The organism is Ornithinibacillus proteolyticus, assembly GCF_039581225.1.
In the GTDB taxonomy this organism is placed as follows: Bacteria; Bacillota; Bacilli; order Bacillales; family Amphibacillaceae; genus Ornithinibacillus; species Ornithinibacillus massiliensis.
Map to the genome: position 1 here is coordinate 255,008 of NZ_JBCPXV010000001.1, position 25,208 is coordinate 280,215.

The 25,208-nt window shown below is 35.9% G+C and carries 26 protein-coding genes; 7 read left to right on the forward strand and 19 right to left on the reverse strand.

Annotated features, from left to right (window positions below):
- Positions 1-55: 55 nt before the first annotated feature.
- Both rpmF and AAIB49_RS01285 read right to left on the reverse strand, forming a co-directional pair.
- The gene (gene rpmF, locus AAIB49_RS01280; protein ID WP_339215440.1) at positions 56-229 is read right to left on the reverse strand and encodes a 50S ribosomal protein L32; all 174 of its coding nucleotides are present in this window, start codon (positions 227-229) and stop codon (positions 56-58) included.
- A gap of 48 nt (positions 230-277) precedes the next feature.
- Positions 278-802, reverse strand: coding sequence for a YceD family protein (locus AAIB49_RS01285; protein ID WP_339215442.1), 525 nt, complete (start codon positions 800-802; stop codon positions 278-280).
- A gap of 170 nt (positions 803-972) precedes the next feature.
- Here AAIB49_RS01285 and AAIB49_RS01290 point away from each other — a divergent pair, with 170 nt between their 5' ends.
- A complete protein-coding gene (locus AAIB49_RS01290; protein WP_343456970.1) occupies positions 973-2,190 on the forward strand; it encodes a nucleotidyltransferase in 1,218 nt (405 codons plus the stop codon).
- Positions 2,191-2,250: 60 nt separating this feature from the next.
- Here AAIB49_RS01290 and AAIB49_RS01295 read toward each other — a convergent pair whose 3' ends face one another.
- On the reverse strand, positions 2,251-3,273 hold the full coding sequence (locus tag AAIB49_RS01295) for a SepM family pheromone-processing serine protease (RefSeq protein WP_339215444.1): 1,023 nt from the start codon (positions 3,271-3,273) through the stop codon (positions 2,251-2,253).
- 219 nt (positions 3,274-3,492) lie between these two features.
- On the opposite strand from AAIB49_RS01295, the gene ylbJ reads away from it, so the two are divergent.
- Positions 3,493-4,704, forward strand: coding sequence for a sporulation integral membrane protein YlbJ (ylbJ, locus tag AAIB49_RS01300; protein WP_339215445.1), 1,212 nt, complete (start codon positions 3,493-3,495; stop codon positions 4,702-4,704).
- A gap of 206 nt (positions 4,705-4,910) precedes the next feature.
- Here ylbJ and coaD read toward each other — a convergent pair whose 3' ends face one another.
- The 7 genes from coaD to AAIB49_RS01335 all read right to left on the reverse strand — a co-directional run bounded on the left by coaD (position 4,911) and on the right by AAIB49_RS01335 (position 9,129).
- Entirely contained in the window at positions 4,911-5,393 is a 483-nt protein-coding gene (gene coaD, locus AAIB49_RS01305) for a pantetheine-phosphate adenylyltransferase (protein ID WP_186868573.1), read from the reverse strand.
- Between the two features lie 17 nt (positions 5,394-5,410).
- A complete protein-coding gene (gene rsmD / locus AAIB49_RS01310; RefSeq protein ID WP_339217777.1) occupies positions 5,411-5,965 on the reverse strand; it encodes a 16S rRNA (guanine(966)-N(2))-methyltransferase RsmD in 555 nt (184 codons plus the stop codon).
- A gap of 356 nt (positions 5,966-6,321) precedes the next feature.
- A complete protein-coding gene (locus AAIB49_RS01315) occupies positions 6,322-6,597 on the reverse strand; it encodes a YlbG family protein (RefSeq protein WP_186868571.1) in 276 nt (91 codons plus the stop codon).
- Positions 6,598-6,671: 74 nt separating this feature from the next.
- On the reverse strand, positions 6,672-7,112 hold the full coding sequence (locus AAIB49_RS01320) for a YlbF/YmcA family competence regulator (protein WP_339215449.1): 441 nt from the start codon (positions 7,110-7,112) through the stop codon (positions 6,672-6,674).
- Positions 7,113-7,167: 55 nt separating this feature from the next.
- Positions 7,168-7,401, reverse strand: coding sequence for a YlbE-like family protein (locus tag AAIB49_RS01325; protein ID WP_339215450.1), 234 nt, complete (start codon positions 7,399-7,401; stop codon positions 7,168-7,170).
- An 8-nt stretch (positions 7,402-7,409) separates the two neighbouring features.
- The gene (gene ylbD, locus AAIB49_RS01330; protein WP_339215451.1) at positions 7,410-7,808 is read right to left on the reverse strand and encodes a YlbD family protein; all 399 of its coding nucleotides are present in this window, start codon (positions 7,806-7,808) and stop codon (positions 7,410-7,412) included.
- Positions 7,809-8,055: 247 nt separating this feature from the next.
- Positions 8,056-9,129, reverse strand: a complete 1,074-nt coding sequence (locus AAIB49_RS01335; protein ID WP_343456973.1) for a CAP domain-containing protein — start codon at positions 9,127-9,129, stop codon at positions 8,056-8,058.
- Between the two features lie 261 nt (positions 9,130-9,390).
- Here AAIB49_RS01335 and AAIB49_RS01340 point away from each other — a divergent pair, with 261 nt between their 5' ends.
- Both AAIB49_RS01340 and ytvI read left to right on the forward strand, forming a co-directional pair.
- Positions 9,391-9,759, forward strand: a complete 369-nt coding sequence (locus AAIB49_RS01340) for a YugN family protein (RefSeq protein ID WP_339215454.1) — start codon at positions 9,391-9,393, stop codon at positions 9,757-9,759.
- A gap of 151 nt (positions 9,760-9,910) precedes the next feature.
- The gene (gene ytvI, locus AAIB49_RS01345; RefSeq protein ID WP_186868565.1) at positions 9,911-10,954 is read left to right on the forward strand and encodes a sporulation integral membrane protein YtvI; all 1,044 of its coding nucleotides are present in this window, start codon (positions 9,911-9,913) and stop codon (positions 10,952-10,954) included.
- A 72-nt stretch (positions 10,955-11,026) separates the two neighbouring features.
- Here ytvI and AAIB49_RS01350 read toward each other — a convergent pair whose 3' ends face one another.
- From AAIB49_RS01350 to coxB, 6 genes are all read right to left on the reverse strand, one after another.
- On the reverse strand, positions 11,027-11,482 hold the full coding sequence (locus AAIB49_RS01350) for a DUF420 domain-containing protein (protein WP_186868564.1): 456 nt from the start codon (positions 11,480-11,482) through the stop codon (positions 11,027-11,029).
- Between the two features lie 56 nt (positions 11,483-11,538).
- Positions 11,539-12,453: a cytochrome c oxidase assembly factor CtaG gene (gene ctaG / locus AAIB49_RS01355; protein ID WP_339215459.1), complete on the reverse strand. Its 915-nt coding sequence runs from the start codon at positions 12,451-12,453 to the stop codon at positions 11,539-11,541.
- 197 nt (positions 12,454-12,650) lie between these two features.
- On the reverse strand, positions 12,651-12,965 hold the full coding sequence (gene ctaF, locus AAIB49_RS01360) for a cytochrome c oxidase subunit IVB (protein ID WP_343456974.1): 315 nt from the start codon (positions 12,963-12,965) through the stop codon (positions 12,651-12,653).
- A 3-nt stretch (positions 12,966-12,968) separates the two neighbouring features.
- Positions 12,969-13,592: a cytochrome (ubi)quinol oxidase subunit III gene (locus tag AAIB49_RS01365; protein WP_339215462.1), complete on the reverse strand. Its 624-nt coding sequence runs from the start codon at positions 13,590-13,592 to the stop codon at positions 12,969-12,971.
- Position 13,593: 1 nt separating this feature from the next.
- The gene (gene ctaD, locus AAIB49_RS01370; RefSeq protein WP_343456975.1) at positions 13,594-15,444 is read right to left on the reverse strand and encodes a cytochrome c oxidase subunit I; all 1,851 of its coding nucleotides are present in this window, start codon (positions 15,442-15,444) and stop codon (positions 13,594-13,596) included.
- 44 nt (positions 15,445-15,488) lie between these two features.
- Positions 15,489-16,541 carry a cytochrome c oxidase subunit II gene (gene coxB, locus AAIB49_RS01375; RefSeq protein ID WP_339215465.1) on the reverse strand — a complete coding sequence of 351 codons (1,053 nt, stop codon included), beginning with the start codon at positions 16,539-16,541 and terminating at the stop codon, positions 15,489-15,491.
- Positions 16,542-17,378: 837 nt separating this feature from the next.
- Between coxB and AAIB49_RS01380 the strand changes: the two genes are divergently transcribed.
- Positions 17,379-18,332: a COX15/CtaA family protein gene (locus AAIB49_RS01380; RefSeq protein ID WP_339215467.1), complete on the forward strand. Its 954-nt coding sequence runs from the start codon at positions 17,379-17,381 to the stop codon at positions 18,330-18,332.
- A gap of 137 nt (positions 18,333-18,469) precedes the next feature.
- Here AAIB49_RS01380 and pyc read toward each other — a convergent pair whose 3' ends face one another.
- From pyc to AAIB49_RS01395, 3 genes are all read right to left on the reverse strand, one after another.
- The gene (gene pyc, locus AAIB49_RS01385) at positions 18,470-21,910 is read right to left on the reverse strand and encodes a pyruvate carboxylase (protein WP_343456976.1); all 3,441 of its coding nucleotides are present in this window, start codon (positions 21,908-21,910) and stop codon (positions 18,470-18,472) included.
- Positions 21,898-23,079 carry a putative lipid II flippase FtsW gene (gene ftsW / locus AAIB49_RS01390; protein WP_343456977.1) on the reverse strand — a complete coding sequence of 394 codons (1,182 nt, stop codon included), beginning with the start codon at positions 23,077-23,079 and terminating at the stop codon, positions 21,898-21,900. Before ftsW ends, pyc begins: the two co-directional genes overlap by 13 nt.
- A 208-nt stretch (positions 23,080-23,287) precedes the next feature.
- A complete protein-coding gene (locus tag AAIB49_RS01395; protein WP_186868555.1) occupies positions 23,288-23,569 on the reverse strand; it encodes an Fpa/YlaN family protein in 282 nt (93 codons plus the stop codon).
- Positions 23,570-23,802: 233 nt separating this feature from the next.
- On the opposite strand from AAIB49_RS01395, the gene AAIB49_RS01400 reads away from it, so the two are divergent.
- The gene (locus tag AAIB49_RS01400) at positions 23,803-24,285 is read left to right on the forward strand and encodes a hypothetical protein (RefSeq protein WP_343456978.1); all 483 of its coding nucleotides are present in this window, start codon (positions 23,803-23,805) and stop codon (positions 24,283-24,285) included.
- Positions 24,286-24,429: 144 nt separating this feature from the next.
- Positions 24,430-25,044 (forward strand): YhcN/YlaJ family sporulation lipoprotein, encoded by a 615-nt coding sequence (locus AAIB49_RS01405; RefSeq protein ID WP_339215474.1) that lies wholly within the window; start codon positions 24,430-24,432, stop codon positions 25,042-25,044.
- Positions 25,045-25,208 lie beyond the last annotated feature (164 nt).

Genomic DNA, 25,208 nt, shown 5'->3' on the forward strand with positions numbered 1-25,208 from the left:
TTGATGATAAAAAAACAGACCACATACGATGTGATCTGTTTTCTAATATCCTGTATTAGCTGTTAACAACTTCTTTTCCATTATAGTGCCCACAAGCTTTACATACACGGTGTGGTCTTGTTAATTCTCCACAATTTGAACATTCTACCATGCCAGGCACGTGTAATTTGAAATGAGTACGACGTTGTCTTTTTACTTTTTTAGAAGTTCTTCTTTTAGGTACCGCCATGACTTACACCTCCTTCAAATACGAAAGCAAAAACAATCAATTAACTTCTTATTTTTCTTTCTCGGTATCTTTGAATAATGACTCCAGTTTTTTAAAACGTGGATCAATTTTCACTTCTTTTGTTTTTTCGGAAAGTACTGCCCAATCATTTCCTTTTTGAAGTACATCCGCTGAATCTACTTCATCGGAGAATACACGAAAAGGAACCTCCAATAAAATATTTTCCTTTATATACGGCATTAAGTCAAGCACTTCTCCATGAATCGGATGAATTTCTGCATCATCTTCCTCATTAGAATAAGGTGATGTTGAAAAAATCTCTTCTGCTTCTATTTTGAATGGATAAGAAACATCAACTAATGTACGAGCACAAGGTAAAATCATTTCACCAGTTATCGTGAACTTAAAGAAAAATTGATCACCCTGTCTATTACACACGCCGTTTACCTGAACAAAGCCAATCTTTCGAATATCGTTGTTCATCGTTTCTAACTCCGAGACATCTACTTCACCAGAAAAATGGAAAGGCTTATTGAAAGCATCTTTCTTCAATTGTGCTAATGTAAATTTCATCTATTTCACCTCAAGGCAACAAGAGTAATTTTAAAAGGAAAATCCACTTTTGTCAATATATTTTCTTTACAGTATAAAAAAATATTCGTATTTGTAGCATTCCCGCAGATGATTTTCTATAATCAACCATAACAGGAAAATATTAATTGTAAAGTTTTGGGGTGCTGAATATGAAAGCATGCGGGTTAATTGTTGAATATAACCCATTTCATAACGGACATTACTATCATCTAGAACAGGCAAAGGCAAAAACAAATGCAGACTGTATGGTAGCTGTTATGAGTGGGTCATTCCTGCAAAGAGGTGATCCTGCCATTATCGATAAATTCCACCGGGCAAAGGCTGCTCTTATGGCCGGAATAGATATCGTTGTGGAACTACCATATGTATACGCTGTACAGAGCAGCGACCTATTTGCAAAAGGTTCCGTGTTAACCTTACAAGCGTTAGGGGTAGATAGTATATGCTTTGGGAGCGAGTCAGGCAATATCGACACATTCATCAAAGGATATGATGATTATAAAGATAACCAAGTAACCTATCAACGTGAACTAAAACATGGATTACATGCTGGTATGTCTTTTCCTGAAGCTAGTAAAAGAGCATACGAATCAATTGGATTAACCCAAGGCGGAATAGACTTATCGAAACCAAACAACATCTTAGGTTTTAGCTATGTAAAAACCATCCTTGAGCATAAACTACCGATTCAACCATTGACAATCAAACGAAAAAACAGTGGTTATCATGATACAGAGATAACAAGCTCCATTGCAAGTGCAACCAGCATAAGGAAACAATTGTTTAACCAACAGACACCATTATCAGAATTAAAACACACCATGCCTCCATCGACCATCAACGAGCTAGAAAATTACTTAGGTATGGCAACAACCTTACATAATTGGGAGCCTTATTTCCCGTTCCTTCAATATAGAGTATTGACCATGTCATTGGAGGAACTAGCCTTAATACATGGTATGGAAGAAGGCCTTGAACATCGAATTAAACAAACCGCTAAACATGTTACTTCATTTTATGACTGGATAGCCGCAATTAAAACGAAGCGTTATACATGGACAAGAATACAGCGAATCTTTGTTCATCTTTTAACAAATACGACAAAGTCTGAAATCGATGAGCTAACCGCTCCTAACTCTATTAGCTATATTAGACTAATCGGCATGACGAAAAAAGGACAAGCATATTTAAATCAACAAAAAAAACAAATGAATATGCCTATTTATCCAAAATTATCACGGAATCCCCATCCGATGCTTCACATTGAGGAACGAGCAACCAATGCTTATTATAGTATCCTACCTGTTCAAAGCAGATATACCTTATGGAAGCAAGAACTACGAGGACCTGTAATCATTCCATCATAGACCTCTAGTACGAAAAAGACAGTCCCAAATCAGTTAGGGGCTGTCTTTTTCGTACAATGTTTATTTTAATTCTTCCTTCAAGTACCTAAGGGCATCATCAAAGGTATCAACTGGAACAATCACCATATCGGTACCAATCTCCTCGGCTTTCTTCTTAGCCACTTCATAATTAGAGTCGCCTCCACGTCCACCTTCATTTGGAGCGAAGAATACATCGACTCCCTCGCGATCAGCAGCTACTACCTTCTTGTCTATTCCTCCGATTCTACCGACATTTCCTTCATAATCGATTTCTCCAGTTCCCGCAATCTGATGACCCTTAGTCAGATCTTCTTCCGTTAATTGGTTATAAATTTCAAGTGAAAACATTAACCCTGCACTTGGTCCACCAATATTACCACTAGAAAATGTAAGAGGAGGGTCAACTTGAACATCACGATCGGTAACTAAAGTGATACCAATCCCAACTTGCTTCGTCTCTTCATCAATTACACCTAATGTGATATCCTTAGTTATCTCTTCATCATCACGAATTAAATGAACCGTAATTTGATCTCCAACCTTCTTCTGCTCTATATAGGATATTAAATCATTGGACTCTTTTATTTCTAAATCATCAATCCCAATGATTCTATCACCCATTTGCAAAATACCATCTGCTGCCAATCCAGGAACAACACTTACTACATATACACCATTAAATTCTATCGTTATATCCTTTCCAGCTGCAGTATAAGCAACTACAGTGGAAGCTTCTTGAGAGCTCTCCATCATTTGTAATTGTGCTTGAAAATATTCTTCATCCGATATTCCCTCAGGACGAACATCATTAATATCTAATATTTGATGATGCGGTAGGACTTTAGCTAAAGCGTATTGTATAGGAGTAGCTTGCCCCCCTCTTACTGTTACTAAATGAAAGTCTCCCTCACTCTCATTAGCATTCTCTACTTGAACGATAGGTTTTAATGCATCAGCTCCACCAGGTTTTTGAATATAGTACGGTAATTTATATGTAGAAAGAAAAAATGCAACCATTACAGCTAAAAGTAGCGAAACTATCTGTCTTTTTGAAAACTTCATCTTTAGACCCCTTTCAAAACCACTTAGGCCTTTATAATACCTTAACTCTTTGAAAATCTTTTTTATCGAAAAAAGTGTATGGCATATTCAGGCAATGTACAAGCGTATATTGATATAGATATATGAAACTAACCCATTTACGTTTCATTTTAAACTAGTTTTATTTTACTACTATCAAAATAATAAGTACAGTTTAGCAAATTACTAGGAGGCAGTCTTTTGAAGCAATTAGTTAAAACATTTCTGTTTGCCGCTACAACTATTTTCTTTGCATTTACGTTAATTAAATATCCTAATGACGCTCTTGAGGCAAGTATTCGTGGACTTGATATGTGGTGGGAAGTAGTTTTTCCTTCCCTACTGCCTTTTTTTATTACAGCTGAATTATTATTAAGTTTCGGTGTTGTAAAGTTTCTGGGAGTAGTATTTGAACCAATTATGCGCCCATTGTTCAATGTTCCTGGTGTTGGCAGTTTTGCCTGGATAATGGGCATGGTTAGTGGTTACCCAACCGGTGCAAAACTATCTGTCCGACTGAAAGAGCAAAAGCAAATATCACAGTTAGAAGCAGAACGTCTTGTTGCGTTCACTAACTCGTCTAGTCCATTATTTATTTTTGGAGCGATATCGATTGGTTTCTTTCATGATGCTAAATTAGGGGTACTATTAGCAGTTTGTCATTATCTAGGGAATGCCATAACTGGCATCTGTATGCGATTTTATGGGAGATCGAAAGAGACGTATCAAAAAAAGGAAAGCCGTAAAATTTCTCTGAAACGAGCATTTTATGCAATGCATGAAACGAGAATAAAGGACAAGCGACCAGTAGGAGAGATTATGGGGGATGCTGTCATTAATTCCATTAAGACACTTGTTATGGTCGGAGGATTTATCATCTTGTTTTCAGTGTTAAATAAAATGCTATTCTTGATAGGAGTAACGCCATTTATTGCCATCTTCTTTCAATCTGTGCTACAGTTCTTTTTCATACCGGTAGAATTAGCTCTACCATTTATAACAGGGCTTTTTGAGATTACACTTGGGGCTAATATGATTTCAAAAGAAAATGTTGATCCCTTTTTGGCTAGCGTTATTGTAGTAAGCTTTATATTAGGTTTTAACGGCTTCTCAGTACAAGCTCAGGTTGCAAGTATTATTTCAAAGAGTAATATTAGGTTTTATCCGTATTTTTTCGCACGTATTTTACATGGCTTTATAGCTAGTATTCTTGCCATCTTACTTTATAAACCTTTATATTTAAATAGAATCGAATCAAGTGTAAAAGAAATGCCTGTACTCAATCCTAGCATAGATAGTCAATGGGTACGTATATTAGATCTTCTCAAGGAAATTGGACCATTAATTACCATTGCTGCTTTTGGCTTAGCTTTCCTTATTATGTACCGTCGTTTTAGATATTCAAAATTATGAATGGAAATGTTAGCAAGCGTTCCTTACTAAACTATTTCAAGATTATTTTCGTATTTTCACAAAGAATGTTACCCCAAAGAATACGAAGGACTAGCGATTGTAAAAGATTAGAGGAAAGCATTGATGTACTATGCTTACCTCCTGTAGTAGTTTCCGTTATGTTATATTTCTTCTATTACATCTAGACATCGCTAGTCCTGACTTTCTTATCGCTTATATTTACTTTTAAGTGCTTCTGCTACAACTACTGGTACAAGGTCGGTCACGTCAGCTTTATATTTAGCAACCTCTTTTACAATACTGGAGCTTAAGAATGAATATTGATTATTGGTCATCATAAATAGTGTTTCTATTCTTGAATCTAACTTTCGATTCATGGATGTAATTTGCATTTCATATTCAAAGTCACTTACAGCCCGCAAACCTCTAAGTATGACTTGTGCGTTCTTCTCCTCGGCATATTCTATTAATAGGCCATCACTTGCGTCCACCTTTACATTAGGCATATGCTTCGTCGATTCTCTAATTAATTCCATTCTTTCTTCCACTGTAAACAACGGAGATTTGGATCGATTATTAAAGACAGCAACAATTACTTCATCAAAAATTTTAGAACCTCTTTCAATAATATCTAAATGCCCTAATGTAATGGGATCAAAACTCCCTGGACAAATTGCTAATTTTGTCATGCCAGCACCCCTCTAAGCTAATTTTTTTGATAGATGGTAACTCCAATTGTTCCGCCATAGTGAGTTTGTTTTTTAACCGTTAGACTGGAGTATGTATCTGGTAAATGATCATGAATATCATGTTCACAGTAAATAATACCATCACTATTTAATAACTGCTCTGCTTCAATTATTTCTAATAACTTTTCGTAACTTATTTTCGTATAAGGAGGATCAAGAAATATCAAATCAAACTTCAGCCCTCTTTTTGCAGATGCTGATAAGGCACGGAATGCATCTGCACGAAATACTTCTACTTGATCATCAAGCTTTAACATGGAGACATTCTCTTTAATAGTCTGAATGGCTTTCGGATGACTATCGACGAAAATACAGGAGTCCATTCCACGACTTAACGCCTCAATACCTAACGAACCACTCCCAGCAAATAAATCTAATGCCACTCCACCTTGAAAAAATGGGCCTAGCATTTGAAATACCGCTTCTTTTACCTTATCAGTTGTAGGTCTAGTATTTTTACCTGGAACTGCCTTCAATTGTCTTCCTTTATGTATTCCTGCTATTACTCGCATCACATTCACCTCTGTTACTCACTCGTTACAATCCTACCACAAAGGAAAACGATAATAAAACAGAAAAAAACTATTACAAAAAATAAGATTAACATGTATATATTTTTTACCATTGAACATAATAGCTTAATGGAACAGCTAATGCGTAGCTTGGTTGTTTCAAAACACGGAGAAGACTTACACTTCCCCATAAGTTCTCCTCCGGTTTCTCCTCTCCCTTTGCCTTTTTGTTTTCTGGCAAGAAAACAAAGGGACCTGCAGGATTTTATTTCTGCAGGTTTTTTTATTTTTATTCTTATTCTCAACCCCCTACCGTACGGAAACGAAAAACCTTCGCGAGGTTAATCACGAAGGTTTTATATTCCCATTTTATAATCGTATTGTTTTGCTTTATCTGGTTTAGCGTTTTCATATTCTGTACGAATAAATGGCTTATATGATCGATCTACCCTTGATACAAAAGGGTATTTTAATAATTTCTTCTCAATTTCTTCTAGATTAGATTGATCCACATACATTACTGCATACTTTAGCTTTTTAGATGTATAAAGAACATTTCCCAATCGCTTGATTTGTTTCATATTTTTGGCATGTTGATACCAAACAATAATCCCCTGTCTATTTGTTCTCATGAAAAATCCTCACAATTTCAGGTAGTTTTGAAATAGTTTATCAGAATATAGCTTTTATTTCAACAATATAACGATTAAGAAGCCTTACATCCACAGCCTCCACCACTTCCGCAACCACATCCACTGTCCGTAAGTGCGGCCCCATCTCTTGGAACCTTTATTTGTTCACTAACACTGAATGCAATATACTGACTAATCTCATCTAATAAACTTTGAAAATTTCTCTCAGCAATTTTATATGCTGCAACTTTATCATTTAAGTCCATCGCACGTTTTTTAGTGCGGACAAGTTTCATAATTTCAGAGTAATCTGGATGATATCTACCAAACCTCTGGACGTCTTCATATTGATCCTTAACAGCAGTAAACTCTTTAATAAGCTGTTGGGCTTCGGAATCATTTTCTAAAGCATGTTTAGCTTCCGCATATGCTTCATAAACCTCAGAGTCCAAAACCATCCTCCCTAGCATTTCAGAGCGGTCTAAAATATCGACATATTCTAAGGTAGCTATCATAATCATTCACCTCCACCAATAGTTTATCACTTTTATGGTGAAAATGTAAAAACAATTAATCTTTCATCATTTCCGCAAATTGTAATAGCATACCCACCATTTGAACATTTTGGTTAACCTTTTCCAGCTTTTGCGAGAAGGTTTTACCATAAAATCGTTTCGCCTCATTTTCTATTTCAGCTATCTTATTCGGATCTCTCGATAGAAATCGATACCATTCTGGGTTGTACCGAATAAAATGAACTAAATCAGGTCTAGTTAGTAAATAATCATGTAATGTTTTATTCATCGTAATCACTAATCCCTAAACCAACCAAAAGGATTATGTTCCTGTGGTTTTGGTCCTTTTTTAGAGCCTTGATATTGGTCAATTAACTCTTGAATGGTAGCAATCGTTCCACTTAATTGGGATACCTGCTTTTGTACTTTATCGATATCCATCTTCTCAGCATATTTTAATAGCTGACTAAATAGTTCGGCCTTACTCTCAGCTCCATTCTTATCACTTTTATCATTATCGGATGTTTCCTCTCTAAACTTATTCCAGTATTCATCCTCTTCACCTAATAGAATCCATTTTTCATAGTATTCTTGCCAGGACCTTCCTGTTCTTCTTATTTCCTTCCTCAGCTTTGGATGTTGATTGATAAATTCTCGAAAGCGTTGGACAGTTGGATGTAAATTATTCGTACTCAAATCATCTCACCCCTTTAGCTATACACATAGGCAACAATCGACATACTATAATTTATGCTTTAACCATTGTTCTGTGCATTTCACCTAAAACAAGGAAGTAAAACAAAAAACTAACTGTTCCTCTTACATGCAACTTCTTCCCCATTCCAGCAAGGGATATAAAAAACCCGAACTCCCCCGCATTATCATGAAAGAATTGCGAAATATAGTTCAGGTCATTAATGATATTCTTTTTTATTTGCTACTACTAGTTAAACGGTTTTGTTAAGAAGTTTTGTGTATAATATAGCCTATATACACCTACACCTAAATGGGTGTATTCATCATTTAACAGAGCGTCCCGGTGACCTTCACTATTTAACCAACCTTCAACCGCCGCAGGGGCATCAACATATTGAGCAGCAATATTTTCACCAGCCGCAGTGTAATAGATATCCTTTCCTTCTAATCGCTCTTTTAAGCCATTCCCATTTTGACTATAATGGGAGAAGTAATTATTTTCTGCCATATCCTTACTATGTAAGAAGGCAACCTCGCTAACCATATCCTCCCATTCTAACGTATTCTTTTTAAAGTTTTGCCGGATCACATTCGTAATATCAAAAATTTGTTGTTCCATTCCACGCTCCACTTCTTCCCATTTAGCATCTGTCAGGTTAGGGGGATCGGGTATTTTCCCTCTATAGCGTAATCCATATGGTCGCTGTGTAAGAAGTACGTCACCAGTCATAATACGGACAGAAGAAAGCTGATTAGAAAAGGTATCAAAATAAACTTGTAAAAAGAGATCATCTGATAGCTTTACTAAAGGACGCATTTGAACATCTTCGTCGTCTAACAAAAATGTATAAGAAGCTATTCCTTTACTATACGTCACTTCATTTTTAAAATCTAACTCTTGATGAACACTTTCATAACTGTCACCAATTGCTAATGGTGAAATGGAAATATCACCGCCAGTAGCATAAATCGTATGAATTTCCTCCCCTATGACACCGAATTGAATATATTGTGTTTCGTTATTTGTATACACCCACCAAGTATATCCATATGAACTTGGGTCCTTGCGCTTCGGTTCCCCTAAACCTTGAATTAACTCGTCCGTACTCCTTCCAATCCAATGAAATAGTTCCCCCTCATATTTCCCTTTGGCAATTATATTATTGGGAACCGACTTCTCCTTTACATTCTCCTTCTTCACGATTAATGTATGATTAAGACTATCAATTGCTTCACGTGATTCTATTTGATTCTTTTCTAAAATAAAAAATGTAATAATGACTATCATAATAAAGCCTACAACGCCTTTTATCCATCGCATTTCGTCTAGCTCCCTCTACTAAATAGTATAGTAAACTATATGTTTTACTATATTAAAACATGCTATAAAATTATTAAATACTATATACGTAATTATTTCATTTGTATTTTAAGACAGAAATATACGAACATTGTATTAGTAAAATCGTTACAATTATATGACAGTTCTAATTTCTCGAGGATGAAAAACCCCATTTTCATTGCAACTTCATTGAAATAATACTATTATTAAGGTAGTGAGCAAAAATGTGAGGTGTAGAAAATGAAATTAGAAAACGTAGGAATTGAAGATACTATAATGGAAATAAAACCATTAGATAGGATCATGGGAAATAATGCCTTTATCCGTGCTGGACAGTGGGATTATGAACGAGTTACATATGATTATAAAATCGGTTCCAATGAGAAAAACATTACATATTACATCCGTATTCAAGGTTACGCAATTGAAGGTGATGTTGACCGTGGCGATGCCGTCATTAAGTTATTAAGTCCATTACTTGGTAAGCATTATTATCCACATGGCGTGGAATATGGTGAAGAAGAAAACTTTCCAGAAAATCTGGTAGAACGAGCAACCAAAATTTTGCAAAAAGTTAGTGAAGATCTTAAAGAACTTAACGTTGAGTAATGAACAAAATGGCCAACTACTCTCACGGTGCGAGTAGTTGGTTTTTTATCTCCCTATTTCACGAGTTATTTCTATCCAGATGGATGATTTCATGCTATATTTTTTATAGGTATATTAAAGAATTTTCCAACACCCGAAAGGAGATACCCTTTTGTTTCGAAAAATCATCTTATTCATCATCATATTGTTATTATTAGTGGTTGGATATTTCGTATTGTCTATCTCTATTCCTTTAATTATTGCACTAATAACAGCACTTTCATTAAACCCTGTAGTGAATTTCATTCAAAACCGAACGAGAATTAACAGGAAATTTTCGGTACTAATTGTATTTCTATTGTTTCTTGTGGTAGTTGGATTTGCAGGAGGCTTTATTGTCACAAAAGCTGTAGGTCAAGCAATTAACTTTGTAGAAGACGTCCCATCCCATATCAATAAGATTAACCAAGTATATGGAGAATGGCAAAATCGAATAACTGAATATGGTAATGATTTGCCTTCTGAGTTTGTTGAATCTGTAACAGATAGTTTTGATACATATGTTACACAGCTAAACACAACACTTAGAGAAAAGGTAACCATCAATAAAATTGCTAGTATCTTCGCTCAGGTTCCGCAATATATTGTAAGTATTCTAGTATATCTGATAGCCTTGTTCCTCTTTATGCTAGAACTACCAATATTAAAAGATAAAACATTTAATTTATTTACAAAAGAAACTGCTGAAAAAGTTTCCTTTATGAACAATCGAATTAAAAATGTTATTGTTGGCTTCTTTAAAGCTCAATTTTTAGTTAGTTTAATTATCTTTGCGGTTTCGCTAATTGGATTATTTATTATCGCTCCAGAAGTTGCTTTGATAATGGCGCTTATCATATGGCTAGTTGATTTAGTTCCGATTATTGGTTCAATCATTATTCTTGGACCATGGGCTATCATTATGTTTATGGCTGGAGATATACAAATGGGAGTAGAACTGTCCATTCTTGCTATCATTCTGCTTGCCATAAGGAGAACGGTTGAACCTAAAGTGATGGGAAAACATATGGGATTGTCACCACTCGCAACACTAATTTCGATGTTCCTAGGATTAAAGATATTTGGTATATTAGGATTTATCATTGGGCCATTAATCCTAATCATTTACATTTCAGCTAGGGAAGCTGGAATCCTGAAGCTTAACATTAAATTTTAAATCATAAAAAATAACGCATTTGCTTGAAAAAAGCAAATGCGTTATTTTTATACCATCTAATTAAAAAGTTTATTAAGTGCCAAATATTGCCTTTAATAAGCTTGTTGTATGTCCACCATGATAAAGAACATATAATAAGAAGTATACGACAATACCAGTACTCGCAGATCCGAACCAGATAATGGAAGTAATCGGACCAATTTTTCTGTGCTTTCCGATTTTACGCTTGAATGCTAAGTATAGCGTTACAAGCCCAAAAACCGCACCTGTTGTAGCTAATGTTATATGGAAAACTAAAAATATCGTATAGTAAATTTTTAATTCATCTGGACCACCGAAACTCGTGTTTCCAATAAAAACAGTTCGAGACATATAAATAATAAAGAACAATAACGCACTGATTGCTGCTGCAATCATCGTCTTCTTATGTGCTTTTGGGCGATTCGTCGCAATTAAACGCCATCCAATTGCAACTAACACCGCACTTAAAAAAATAAAGAAAGTACTAATTGTAGGTAAAATTTCCATAGTCTTATTCCTCTCCAAATTTATTAAAGAGTGGAATACTTCTCCCCTTCCATCATTTATTCTGTTGTATGTGCAACCGTATTTGGTAATGGGTCTACCTTTAAGGTTTCCGGGCTAAACCAAGCATAAAATACTTTAGCTAAAATGACACCATAAATGATTTCTTGCATTATTTTCATAATAATACCACCAAGCTGCTGATCTTCTAACGTGGACATTGATGTGAACATTTCTGGCCCAGTGATTTGAGAAGTAGAAGTTAGTCCACTTAGAACGTCTCCTGGCACACATAGTGCCATAGCTTGGATCCAAGCGCCACTCGAACTATAAGCTGCATATAACGGTACATCTGCAAAAATAATCAATATACAGGCAGGTGTTATCAATACACTATTACCAAATATATAGAAAATCTTCCCTAACGGATGTTTAATTTGCCATTCTTTAATCGGTGACATAATTGGGAACCATACTAAAAATCCAAATAATAAAAGCAAAATATGGAATGAAGTATGTATAACCGGTGAAGATTTCGTCATATCAAAAATTGCTGGCAAATGGTAAATAGAAAATAACGTATTGAACAATAAAATTGAAATTAACGGAAACGTAAGTACTTTCATCACAGATTTAATAACTGGTTTAACAAGCACACCCTTCCAAATCCAAGCCGGGATCCCCTTTATCATAAGAATTGGAAATACAATTAAATAAATTGCCATTTGCATCATATGAGCTGTAAGGGTAATATGACTTAACAAGTCAATTGGAGACCCTTTAACAATATAAAGTAATACTAGTCCAATATAGAAAAAAACCTTTTGTTTCGTTGTTGGTTCTTCAACAGAACCAAACTTATGGCGAAGCGGCCCAGTGATTAAGTAATATGTAATTCCTAAAGCCAAAACAAATAAAAAGAAATATGGACTCCATAAAGCACGAAATCCAAAAAGTTGTAAATTAACCAACATATCATTCACTCCATAGTTTTCCTATTATCTAAGTTCCATTATAACCTATTATTATACGGTAAACACGGATAAACTGTGACAACTTTTTAAAGACTATTAGATGTAGTTGAAGAATTAGGAGTGTCTGCCGTGAATTCTTCGTTTCTTATCCCAAAAAATAAGGACCAGGGAAAACAATTCCCTGATCCTTATTTAGATTACCACCATATTACTAAGCTAAGTGCAGCTACGGTTAATACTGCCGCCCACACTCCACCATAAATCATGATAGCAACCATATCATGTCCTTTATCCTTCATATGCATAAAGTAGTAAAATTGGAATGCTACTTGTACTACAGCAAGGATTAGTAATAATGGAATCGCCAGCATCTTACTCATTATACCTGAACCTACAATGACAAAAGCAATAATAGTAAAAATGATCATTGTAGCAAAGGTAATCAGCTGCTTTTTCATTTCCTCTTTATTTTGTTGTTTATGATATTCATTGGTTTTGGTGTTATTTGTCATCCGTTACCCCACCTTCCCCATTAGGTATACCACTGTAAAGATGAATACCCATACAACGTCAATAAAGTGCCAATATAAACTAAATGTATTGAATTTTGGTGCATTGTAAAGATTTAATCCACGCTTTGCATTTCGAATCATAAGAGCTGCTAACCAACATAGACCAAAAAGTACGTGACCACCGTGGAAGCCTACTAAAGTATAGAATGCAGATCCAAAAGCAGAAGAACGAAATGTAAATTCATACTCATGAATGTAGTGATAGAACTCGTAAATCTCACATGCAAGGAATGCTAGACCAAGTAAGCCGGTAATTCCAAGCCAAAGCTGCATTTTAGCGAAATTATTATTCTTCATATGATACATGGCATACACACTAGTTAAGGAACTAGTTAATAATAGCATGGTCATAAGGAATACTAATTCAAGTCCAAAAATATCCTCAGAACTTGGTCCACCAGCAGTCGAATTCTTTAATGCAAGGTATGTTCCGAAAAGGCTGGCAAATAATACTGTTTCTCCGCCAAGGAAAAACCATAATCCTAAAAACTTATTCTTCCCTTCAAGTGTTGCTTTTTCAGGATGATGTGGCATTGTTTCTGGATTTAAGGTATGATCATTAGCCATATTATTCAGCCTCCTTTTCGAGATCTTCTTTATGGATATGATATCCAAGGTCATCTTTCAGCGAGCGAAGTAGCATACATAATAATGCTAGCCCCATGCCACCGAATAGTAATACATAGGCAAAAGTAGATTGATTATGGTAAATAAACCCGAATCCTGCAATAAAGAAACCTAATGACATAATAAACGGTAGAATAGATCCGTTTGGCATATGGATATCCCCTACAGGTTCAGCAGGTGTCATTTTACCATTACCTTCCATCTTCTCAATCCATAATGCATCAAGTCCACGAACTAGTGGAAGTTGTTTAAAGTTATAATGTGGTGGCGGTGAAGCAACTGCCCACTCTAATGTACGACCATCCCAAGGATCTTGCGGTGCAGGCTTTTCTTTAAACCAAGAATAAAATGCATTGAATAGGAATACTAGTACACCGAATGTCATAAAGAAGGCACCGACTGTACTAATAGCGTTACCCACATTTAACCCTTGATCATCTAAGAATACCCAGTAACGACGAGGCATACCCATTAATCCAAGGAAATGCTGGATAAAGAATGTTAAATGGAATCCAATAAAGAATGTCCAGAATGCAAGCTTACCTAATTTTTCATTAAGAATTCGTTTAAACATTAATGGCCACCAGTAATGTAGTGCTGCAAGAATTCCAAATACTACCCCACCAACAATTACATAGTGGAAGTGGGCTACAACGAAGTAAGAATCATGGTATTGATAATCCGCTACAGAAGTAGCTACCATAACCCCTGTCATTCCACCTAGTGTAAAGGAAGGAATAAATCCTAATGACCAGAGCATTGCACTATTAATGGTAATATTTCCACCCCAAAGGGTTAATAACCAGTTGAAAATCTTAATACCAGTTGGAACAGCAATTGCCATCGTAGCAATAGCGAAAATGGAGTTCGCAACTGGACCCATTCCTACTGTAAACATATGGTGAGCCCATACCATAAAGCCTAAGAACGCAATAAGGATTGTCGCAAATACCATTGCGGTATATCCAAATAGACGCTTTTTAGAGAATGTCGCAAAAATTTCACTAAAAATACCGAACGCTGGCAAGATTAGAATATAAACTTCTGGGTGACCAAAGATCCAGAATAGATGTTGCCAAATGATGCTGTTACCACCAAGTGCTACATCAAAGAATGCTGAATCAAACATACGGTCAAACATGAGTAAGAATAAACCAACTGTTAAAGCTGGAAATGCAAATAATATTAATACACTGATTACGAATGTTGTCCATGTGAATAATGGCATACGCATGTATGTCATACCAGGTGCACGCATATTAACAATCGTTACGAGGAAGTTAATTCCCCCCATTAACGTACCAGCACCCGATATCTGTAGACCTAGAATATAATAATCTACACCATGTCCTGGTGAGGACGTTGATAGTGGTGTATATGCTGTCCAACCAGCATCTGGTGCACCAGTTAACCAGCTGACATTTAGCATAATTCCACCAAACAAGAATAACCAAAAACCTAATGAATTAAGAAATGGAAACGCAACATCACGAGCACCAATTTGTAACGGCATGACGGCGTTCATTAATCCTAACAATATTGGCATGGCCGCAAAGAAAATCATCGTTGTTCCATGCATTGTAATCATTTCATTATATAAACCAGCAGATATAAAATCGTTGTCTGGTTTCATTAGTTGAATACGAATAATTAAAGCTTCTAATCCACCGAGTAGGAAAAAGAAACCCCCACCATAAAGATATAGTTTACCTATTTTTTTATGGTCAACAGTCGTTAAATAATCCCATAATACGGCAGCGAAGCTTGTTTTCTGAGCAGTTGCTGAACTCACAAAATAAACCTCCCTTTTCAATCATACAAACCTTAAATCAAAAGTTAGTTACCCGCACTCTCCGGCGTAATTTCTGAAGGACGTAACTGTAATAGATACTCTGCAATTAATGCAGCATCCTCTTCACTAACTGATGGGTACATACCAGTCATTTTATTTCCTGGTTTCATTGTTTCTGGATTTACAATCCATTTAATGATATTTTCTTTTGTCATATCTGCTGTACCTGCTAGTTTTGTACGGTCTCCAAAATTGGTTAAGTTAGGACCGACTTCTACAGGTGAAGATCCAATTGCGTGACATGCAATACAGTTGTTCTCTTCAAATAATGCTCTACCATCTACTGCTTCTTGTGTTTCAGGTTCTGCTTCTGGATCAAAGTTTTGCATATCAGCGACCCATTGGTCAAACTCTTCTTGACTAACTACGACAACCTTAAAGTCCATAAGTGAGTGCGAAGGTCCACAAAGCTCCGCACATTTACCCCAATACACACCTTCTTCATAAGCATGAAGATAAAATGTATTTTCATTTTCTGGGTTAACATCAAGCTTACCAGATAGTGCAGGAACCCATAATGAATGGATAACATCGGAAGATAACATATTAAAGTATACTTTTTCACCTACAGGAATATATACATCCTGACTTGTTTGAATGTCTAGTCCATCATAATCAAAATGCCACCAATATTGGTTACCGGTAACGTTAACATTTAATGAATCACTAGCATCCGCATCATCAGCTAAATCAAACGTATAGATTACTGTTGGCACCGCAATTACGATTAAAAGTAAAATCGGAATAACAGTCCAGATTGTTTCTAATGTTTGGTTACCTTCAACTTGCTTTGGAATAACATCTTCTTGACCTTTTTTCTTACGGAATTTAATGAGCGCTACTGTGAATATAACCATTACAATTACAAGAACAACAGTCATGATAACAGTAGGTAGAATAATTAGATCTAGAGATTTTTCCGCGCCGTAGCCTTTAGGGTTTAACGCTGTCAGGTTCTCCCTACCACAGGCTGATAGAAATAATGCTACTAAACCCAATAGGGATAATACTTTGAATCTTCCCATCCAACCTTTCATGTATTAATACCTCTCTTTCAAAATTTCCTTCCTTATATATAGAAAATAGTAAGGATGATAATTAGTAATGGGAAACCTTAATTATATATGTACCTATTCCCCATTCGTTATCGATACATTCCTTTTTAATACAAAATGAAGAAGACAGTATTTAATATTCCTAACAAAGCTAAAATTATTGTATCTAAAAGGAAAGTAACTAAGGCAAGTACCAATTCATTCTTTTTCAGTAAATCCATCAAAATTTACTATCACTTTTTACTCCCGTATGTACAATAGCATCGCCCTTTTTTGAGGAAGTTGTCTCATTTGAACGCATCCTGTATATCCCCCCTTTAACCCCCAAAATAAAAGGGACATATAAAAGAAGCATACTCATCCTAGCATTGTTCATATTTCCATAAAGTATGCTATCTATTAATGCTCATTGTATCACGGTTCCATCTTACAATCCATTTGCCTCTAGGACCATACTGTCACAATTCGCACGAACTTCTGACAATTATGTGAATTTTATGTTGTAAACAAATAAAAGGCTAAAACGCCTTCAAAAATCCAGCCACCTATGTAATTGCTTTCGTCAGAAGTTCTACTACTAAATTTACAGTATATCCCCTATATTATTTCTAGCAGACAATGAAAAACTTTGCAAGGGTTTTTTCTTAATTCCATCTGTTCGATATTTAAATCCATCTATTGTTTAACAATTCTGTGTCAATTGTCATTATATTGCATAAAAGATTTGCTTTATACGCGAAAAAAAGATTATCATGGAGAGTGGTATAATAATAATGTCGTAATACATAACAACAATGAAAAAGTGAGGATATTGATAGTATGATAAAATTATTAAAATGGCTCTCGGTTCTAGCGGTCATCGGGATGACGTTTGTTCTTATCGGAGGGGCACTAGTGACTAAAACCGAGTCAGGTGATGGGTGTGGTGATAGTTGGCCACTATGTAAAGGAGAATTGGTTCCATCTGAAATCGATATGGAATTAATTATTGAATTGAGTCATCGTTTAGTATCTGGTTCTGTTGGTATTATCGTTCTTATCCTAGCTTATCTGTCTTGGAAGCATATCGGAAATATTAGGGAAGTGAAATTTCTATCTATTTCCTCTGTTTTCTTTTTAGTTTTGCAAGGATTGATTGGTGCTGCCGCTGTAATGTGGGGACAATCTGACTTCGTTTTAGCAGCACATTTTGGCATATCACTTATTTCCTTTGCAACCATTTTCTTATTAATGTTACTTATTTTTGAAATTGATAAGAAATTTGATGCTGATTCACTTTACATAAAAAAGAAGCACCGTGTTGAAATCTATGCTTTAACCATATTTACCTTACTCGTTGTTTATACAGGGGCTCTCGTAAGACATGTAAACGCAAACTTAGTTTGTGGCGATTGGCCGTTGTGTAAAAATACAGCACCATTTGATTTCTCAAACTTTACATTTGAACAATGGGTTCAAATGGGACATCGGATGTTTGCTGGATTATTATTTATTTGGACATTAAGTCTATTTATTCGGATCCTAAAAGATTATCCAAAAAGTAATATTATGAAGTGGGGTTGGACAGCAACCTTTACATTAATACTTCTACAAGTTACATTTGGTGCTCTCATTATCTTTACCTTATTGAATTTAGGTGTCGCGTTAATGCATGCGTTAGTTATTACATGTTATTTCGGAATGCTAAGCTATTTCTGTCTCTTATCAACAAGAAGTGCTGCAATGGCTCGAAAAAACGCTATTCCAGACGAGGCTCTTTCTAACATAAAATAATAAAGAAACAGCCTATATATCATTCAACATAAACGAAGCAAAACCCCCGTATCCTTCTATTAAGATACGGGGGTTTTAAGTAAGTTAACAATATTAACCCTATTACATCAGCAATTTACTTGAAACGCTCATGAATCCTATTCCAATTCAATTAATAAATCATTCACTTCAATTGTATCACCATTCTGTACATGGATAGCTTTTACTACACCGGTAAACGGAGCTTGAACCGTTGTTTCCATCTTCATCGCTTCCGTAATAACTAGCTCATCGCCTTTTTCTACCTCTTGCCCTTTTTCACACACTACTTTAAGCACTGTCCCAGGCATCGTAGCTCCGATGTGTTTATTATTTGTTTTATCTGCCTTCGGTCTTAACGTAACATTCGTTTGGACACTCATATCTCGGATATTAACTTGACGAGCCTGACCATTCAATTCGAAATAAACTACTCTTGTACCATCTTCTCTTGGTTCAGAAATAGAGACTAATTTCACAATCAGTGTTTTTCCTTGCTCGATTTCTACTTCAACTACTTCCCCAATCTTCATTCCATAGAAGAATGTTGGCGAATCTAATACAGATACGTCCCCATATGATTCATAGAATTGGTGATAATCCATAAATACTTTCGGATATAAAGCATATGAAATCATATCAAAACTTGTTACTTGACGGTCTAACGTATTAAATAAGGTTTCCTTCAAATGATCAAAATTAACTGGATCTAATAATTGTCCAGGTCTTTCGGTAATCGGCTTTTTCCCTTTTAAAATGATTCGCTGTAATTCTTTTGGAAAACCTTGATATGGCTGACCAATATAACCACTAGCAAATTCTACCACTGAGTCTGGAAAATCAATGGTTTCTCCCTTTTCGTACACATCATCTTCACTTAAATTGTTTTGTACCATGAAGAGCGCCATATCCCCTACTACTTTTGAGGAAGGGGTTACTTTTACGACATCACCAAACATATCATTCACACGACGATACATCGATTTCACTTCATCCCACCGGTCACCTAAGCCGACAGCTTTTGCTTGCTGTCGTAAATTAGAATATTGCCCACCAGGCATTTCATGTTGATATATCTCTGTATGTGGAGCATTCATGCCACTCTCAAACTCTTGGTAATACTGACGTACACCTTCCCAATAGTGGCCGAGCTTCTCATAATTTTCAATATCCACTTTTGGCTGACGTTCTTTCCCTTCTAATGCATGGTATAATGTTTGCGCACTTGGTTGTGAGGTTAGCCCTGCCATCGGTCCATTAGCAACATCAACAGCGTCTACTCCAGCATCAATCGCTCTAGCATACATATAAACTCCATTTCCACTTGTGTCATGGGTATGAAGATGGATTGGAATATCAACTGTTTCTTTTAGCTCTGTTACTAAACGATAAGCAGCCTCCGGTTTAAGTAATCCAGCCATATCTTTAATTCCTAAAATATGCGCACCTGATTGTTCAAGCTCTTTAGCTAATTTCTTATAATAAGCTAAATCATATTTCGTACGGTTTGGATCCAGAATGTCCCCTGTATAACACATAGCAACCTCGGCAATCTTATCATTATCCCGAACTGCTTGGATAGCAGGTCTCATACCATCTACCCAGTTTAAACTATCAAAAATACGGAAAACATCTATTCCGCCATTCGCACTTTTTTCAACAAATTCCTGAATTAAGTTATCTGGATAATTTTTATATCCTACTGCATTACTTGCGCGTAGAAGCATTTGGAGTAATACGTTTGGCATTTTTTCTCGCAGCTTCAACAATCTTTCCCAAGGGTCTTCCTTAAGGAAGCGATAGGCAACATCAAAAGTTGCTCCTCCCCACATCTCCACAGAGAATAGGTTAGGCAGAAGTTTAGAAGTCGGCTCAGCAATTTTAACCAGATCCTTCGTACGTACTCGAGTCGCTAGTAACGATTGATGAGCGTCTCTAAATGTCGTATCGGTTAATTGTACTTCCTTCTGCTCTTTTAACCACTTTGCAAGCCCTTCTGGTCCTTTTTCATCAAGAATTTGCTTTGTTCCATGTGCATAATCAAGATGTTCTACATTTGGAACGATTGGTGTATCAAAGTTCGGTTTTTCTTTTTGAGTAATGCCTTCAAATCCATTAACCGTTGTTTCTCCGATAAAGGTTAACATTTTTGTTCCACGGTCTTTTCGCTTAGGGAAAACAAATAACTCCGGCGTTTTATCTATAAAAGTCGTATTGTATTCACCAGTCATAAATTGATTGTGTAACATGACATTTTCTAAAAATGGAATATTCGTCTTGATACCTCGAATACGAAACTCTTTAAGATTACGCACCATTTTTAAGACAGCTTGTTCGAAAGTTAATGCCCAAGTAGACACCTTTACAAGCAATGAATCATAATGAGGGGTAATTTCTGCACCTTGGAAACCATTTCCAGCATCTAAACGAACACCAAATCCACCACCAGTCCGATACGCCATGATTTTCCCTGTATCTGGCATAAAATTATTTAATGGATCTTCTGTCGTTACACGGGATTGAATAGCATAGCCCTGAGTTGTAATCGATTCTTGTTCAGGAATTCCGATTGATGGTTCATGGATATGTTGACCATCCGCAATTTTGATTTGGGTTTGTACGATATCAACCCCAGTAATTAATTCTGTAATCGTATGCTCTACTTGAACGCGTGGATTTACCTCAATAAAATAAAAGTTATTATCCTTCACTAAAAATTCAACCGTACCGGCGTTTACGTAGTTGACATTCTTCATTAGTTGAACAGCTGCAGAACAGATTTTCTCCCGTAATTCATCTGTTAAGGATATACTTGGCGCAACCTCTACTACCTTTTGGTGTCTACGTTGAATGGAGCAATCGCGTTCATAGAGGTGAACAATATTACCAAATTCATCCCCGATAATTTGAACTTCTATATGCTTCGGTTGTTCTATTAATTTCTCAACATATACTTCTTCACTACCAAAAGCTGCTTTTGCTTCCGATTTAGCTCTTTCATAGCTTTCGCGAACATTATTGGCACTTCGTACAATCCGCATACCGCGTCCACCACCACCTAGAGCTGCTTTAATGATGATAGGATAGCCATGCTCCTGACCAAAAGCTTCTACTTCCTCTAGTGACGTAACAGGACCATCACTACCTGGAATTACTGGTAGACCAGCTTTTTGTGCTTGTGTTCTTGCTCTTACTTTATCCCCAAACATATGTAAGTGTTCACTTTTAGGACCTATAAAGATTATACCTTCCTGCTCACAGCGTTTAGCAAACTCTATATTTTCCGATAGGAAACCATAACCAGGATGAATTGCATCTACCCCAACACGTTTAGCAATAGCAATAATTCCTTCAATATCCAAATAAGCATCAATCGGTTTTTTGCCTTCCCCTACCAAATAAGACTCATCTGCCTTATAGCGATGATAGGAGCCCAAATCTTCTTTTGAATAAATAGCAACTGTTGGAATGTTTAACTCTGTGCATGCCCTAAACACACGAATTGCGATTTCCCCACGATTTGCAACGAGTACTTTTTTAATTTTATTTAACTTGACCATCTTGTTCCTCCTTTAATAAATGGATTATTTGGAATATCTTGTTTCATTGCAGGAACTGGTTCACGTTCCTGTTTTTTCACATTCATTGCTATATTATTTAATACTCCCATGGATACTAATAATATGAGTAATGAAGATCCACCGTAGCTAACAAATGGTAAGGTTACACCCGTTATCGGTAAAATACCACTTGCTGATCCTAAGTTGATAAATGTTTGTATGCCTACCATAGAAGAAATACCGAGCGCTAGTAACGCTCCAAAACTATCTTTACATTTACGTGAAATAAATATCCCCCGTAATACAATGATAGCTAGAGCACCGATAACAATAATGACACCTAGAAAGCCCAACTCTTCAGCAATTACTGCCATAATGAAGTCCGTATGTGGACCAAATAAGTACCCTAGTTTTTGTACCCCTTGTCCAAGACCTTCTCCTGTTACCCCTCCAACACCAATGGCTACATACGATTGAATTAATTGATAACCATCAAGATGTGGTGACTCAAATGGTGCATAGGCCCCTGTAAAACGGCTAATCCTTTCTTCAGTTACCATATTAGGAACGGCGATTGCTAATAATAATAACCCAATTGCAACTAATATAAATAGATGTTTAAAACGAATACCTGAACTAAAAATGACGGTACACGCTATTAAAAAGATAATGGCAGCTGTTCCAATATCAGGCTGAGCTACAATTAATGCTAGAATAAATCCTGTTAAAATTAAAGGTGGTAATACCCCTCGGTTGAAATTATTGATATATGCCTGTTTCTTTGAATATACGGAAGCCAGATACATGATAATACCAAGCTTAGCAAATTCAGAAGGTTGTAAGTTAATCGGGCCGATATTTATCCAGGATTTTGCGTTACCCGCAGAATATCCAAAAAATCTTACCGCTAACAACAGTAGAATGACCCCTAAAACGATTAATTTAATTATCTTTTGATACTTTTTATAGGGAAAAAAGGTCGCAAATAGAAATCCAAATAATCCTATTGCAAACCATTGTAATTGCCTCAGTAAATAATGATTGCTCTCATAACCCTCCACTATAGCTAGCACCATGCTCGCACTATAAATCATCACAACACCAAATCCACTTAATATTAATGGTGTTATAAGAAGTGTAAAATCAAATTCTTTTAATTTTGTTAACATCGTTTCTCTCTCCAATTATGATAACTGATTATAATTAGTATCCGTGCAAGTCTATTGGTAATTATTCAATTTTCAATGAATTAGCTCTATTCGTCAAGTAGTAAATGTTTTTTCATGTTGAAAGCCCACTTACTTAAACAAAAAAACCTTGCCATTTCATATGCAGGCAAAGTTTTTACCAAAAAATCTTTCCAAACACACATACGTGTTACACAGATTTTTGGGCCGCTTCATGAAGAATGTTTAAACGCCTCTCCAAATTCTCAAGAAGTGCTTTTCCTTCATCTTCATTAATTAAATTTAATCGAACAGCAAAATCTATCTCCCGTGAGAGACCATACATTTGCGTGTCTAAAACCTCTTCATATAATGGACATTGCGGCATCGTTAAATTATCAATTTGTACTTCAATAAGCCGCAATATTTTATCAGCATCAGCCTTTAGAAGGGCATAGGCTTTTTCACGATGATCTATCGTTACCTCTGGCATCAATATATCCCCTCCACCAACAAACCTTATCAGGATAATAAGCTTGTTTTCTTCTTTGTACATATACATTTACTCTAATATTATATTATCCTTTACTACTATAAAATGCAATCTTTTCCTTCATTGAAATACTAGGAAAAATTGACGTTAGAATATAATGCTTAGCGATTTCATTTATTGACGTTGTCTGCTATTCTTAATAGGTACAGATATTATCGGAAAGGTGGAAAAACATGATTGTCCCTATTATTGGTAATGTTACCTACCAAATTACAATGGATCCTACCGTATGGATATTTGATGATCGCAAAATTATTTTAGAAGAAGCATTCTCCAATCATGAAGAAAAAGATGAACGAAATGACGTTCAAGAAGCACAAGAGAGATGGGAAAGAGCAGTAAGATTCCAATCGAAACCTCCTGTTAATAGAAGTTTAGCTAAGCACGAACGGGAGAATATATTAAAATATTCCTACGTAATGCCAATTGACGACTTTTTAAATCACGCTGAAATTAAAGCGGATGCAAAAGAAGCAGTACTTGTTACAAAGCGTGAAGAAATAGTCATTTCGATTGCTGATTTATACAACAGTTACTTACTGTTTGCATTGGATGGAAAACCGTTAACTGAAGATGGCCCTGTGCATTTATTATTCAAAGACGGATCTAATAAGGACAATCCAATTAAAGGTGTTACTAAAATTAAGATAAGCTAATGTAGAATGAAAAGGATCCTAAAAGTCAGCAAGACCGCTGTTTCTTTTAGGGTCCTTTTTTTCTATTGTATAATTTGGCATCTAATACTCCAAAATAACGGTATAGTTATTCCCTGTATCCACAATTTTTAGGAGGAGTTTTAGATGTATATTCGTTTAAGCTTAATAGCATTATGTTTGCTTTTTCTTTTAGGATGCGGACAGAATGATGAGGACCGGGCTTTACCTAGTGAAAAAGAAGACCCAAATGACAGAATAATTAACGTAAAGAATTCTGCACCTCGGGAAGATCGTGATTTTTCAAATGAGCAAATTGCAGATCACTTAGCCCATGTGGCAAGCGATGTCCCCGAAGTTGATGATGCTGTAGCTATCGTTGTTGGACCTTATGCTGTTGTTGGGATAGATGTTGATAAAGAATTAGATATGTCAAGAGTTGGTACCATTAAATATTCAGTAATTGAAGCACTTCAGCATGATCCATATGGTCGTACAGCTGTCGTCGTAGCAGATGCCGATATTACAGAAAGAATCCGCCGAATGAATGACAAAATTGCTCAAGGCTATCCTATACAAGGCATTCTAGATGAAGTAGCTGCTATAGTTGGTAGATATATGCCTGATTTCCCGTCTCCAGAGCATCGACCAGAAGAACCGAATCAAAACCAACAAATCATAAATGATGATGAAGAAAGAAAAAAAATGGATGATATAATGGATGAACAGTCTAAACATCACAAAGAAAAGCGTGAAGAATAAGAAGGGGCTGGGACAAAACCCCAGTAAATAATTAAAAACGTAGCGCTAACCATTTAAAATGGTAAGTGCTACGTCTTTTTTAATATTCTTACTCTTTTTAGTAAACAAAAAGGACACCCTCTGATAAAATTAAAGTAACCACACAATAACCTATCAGGAGGTAT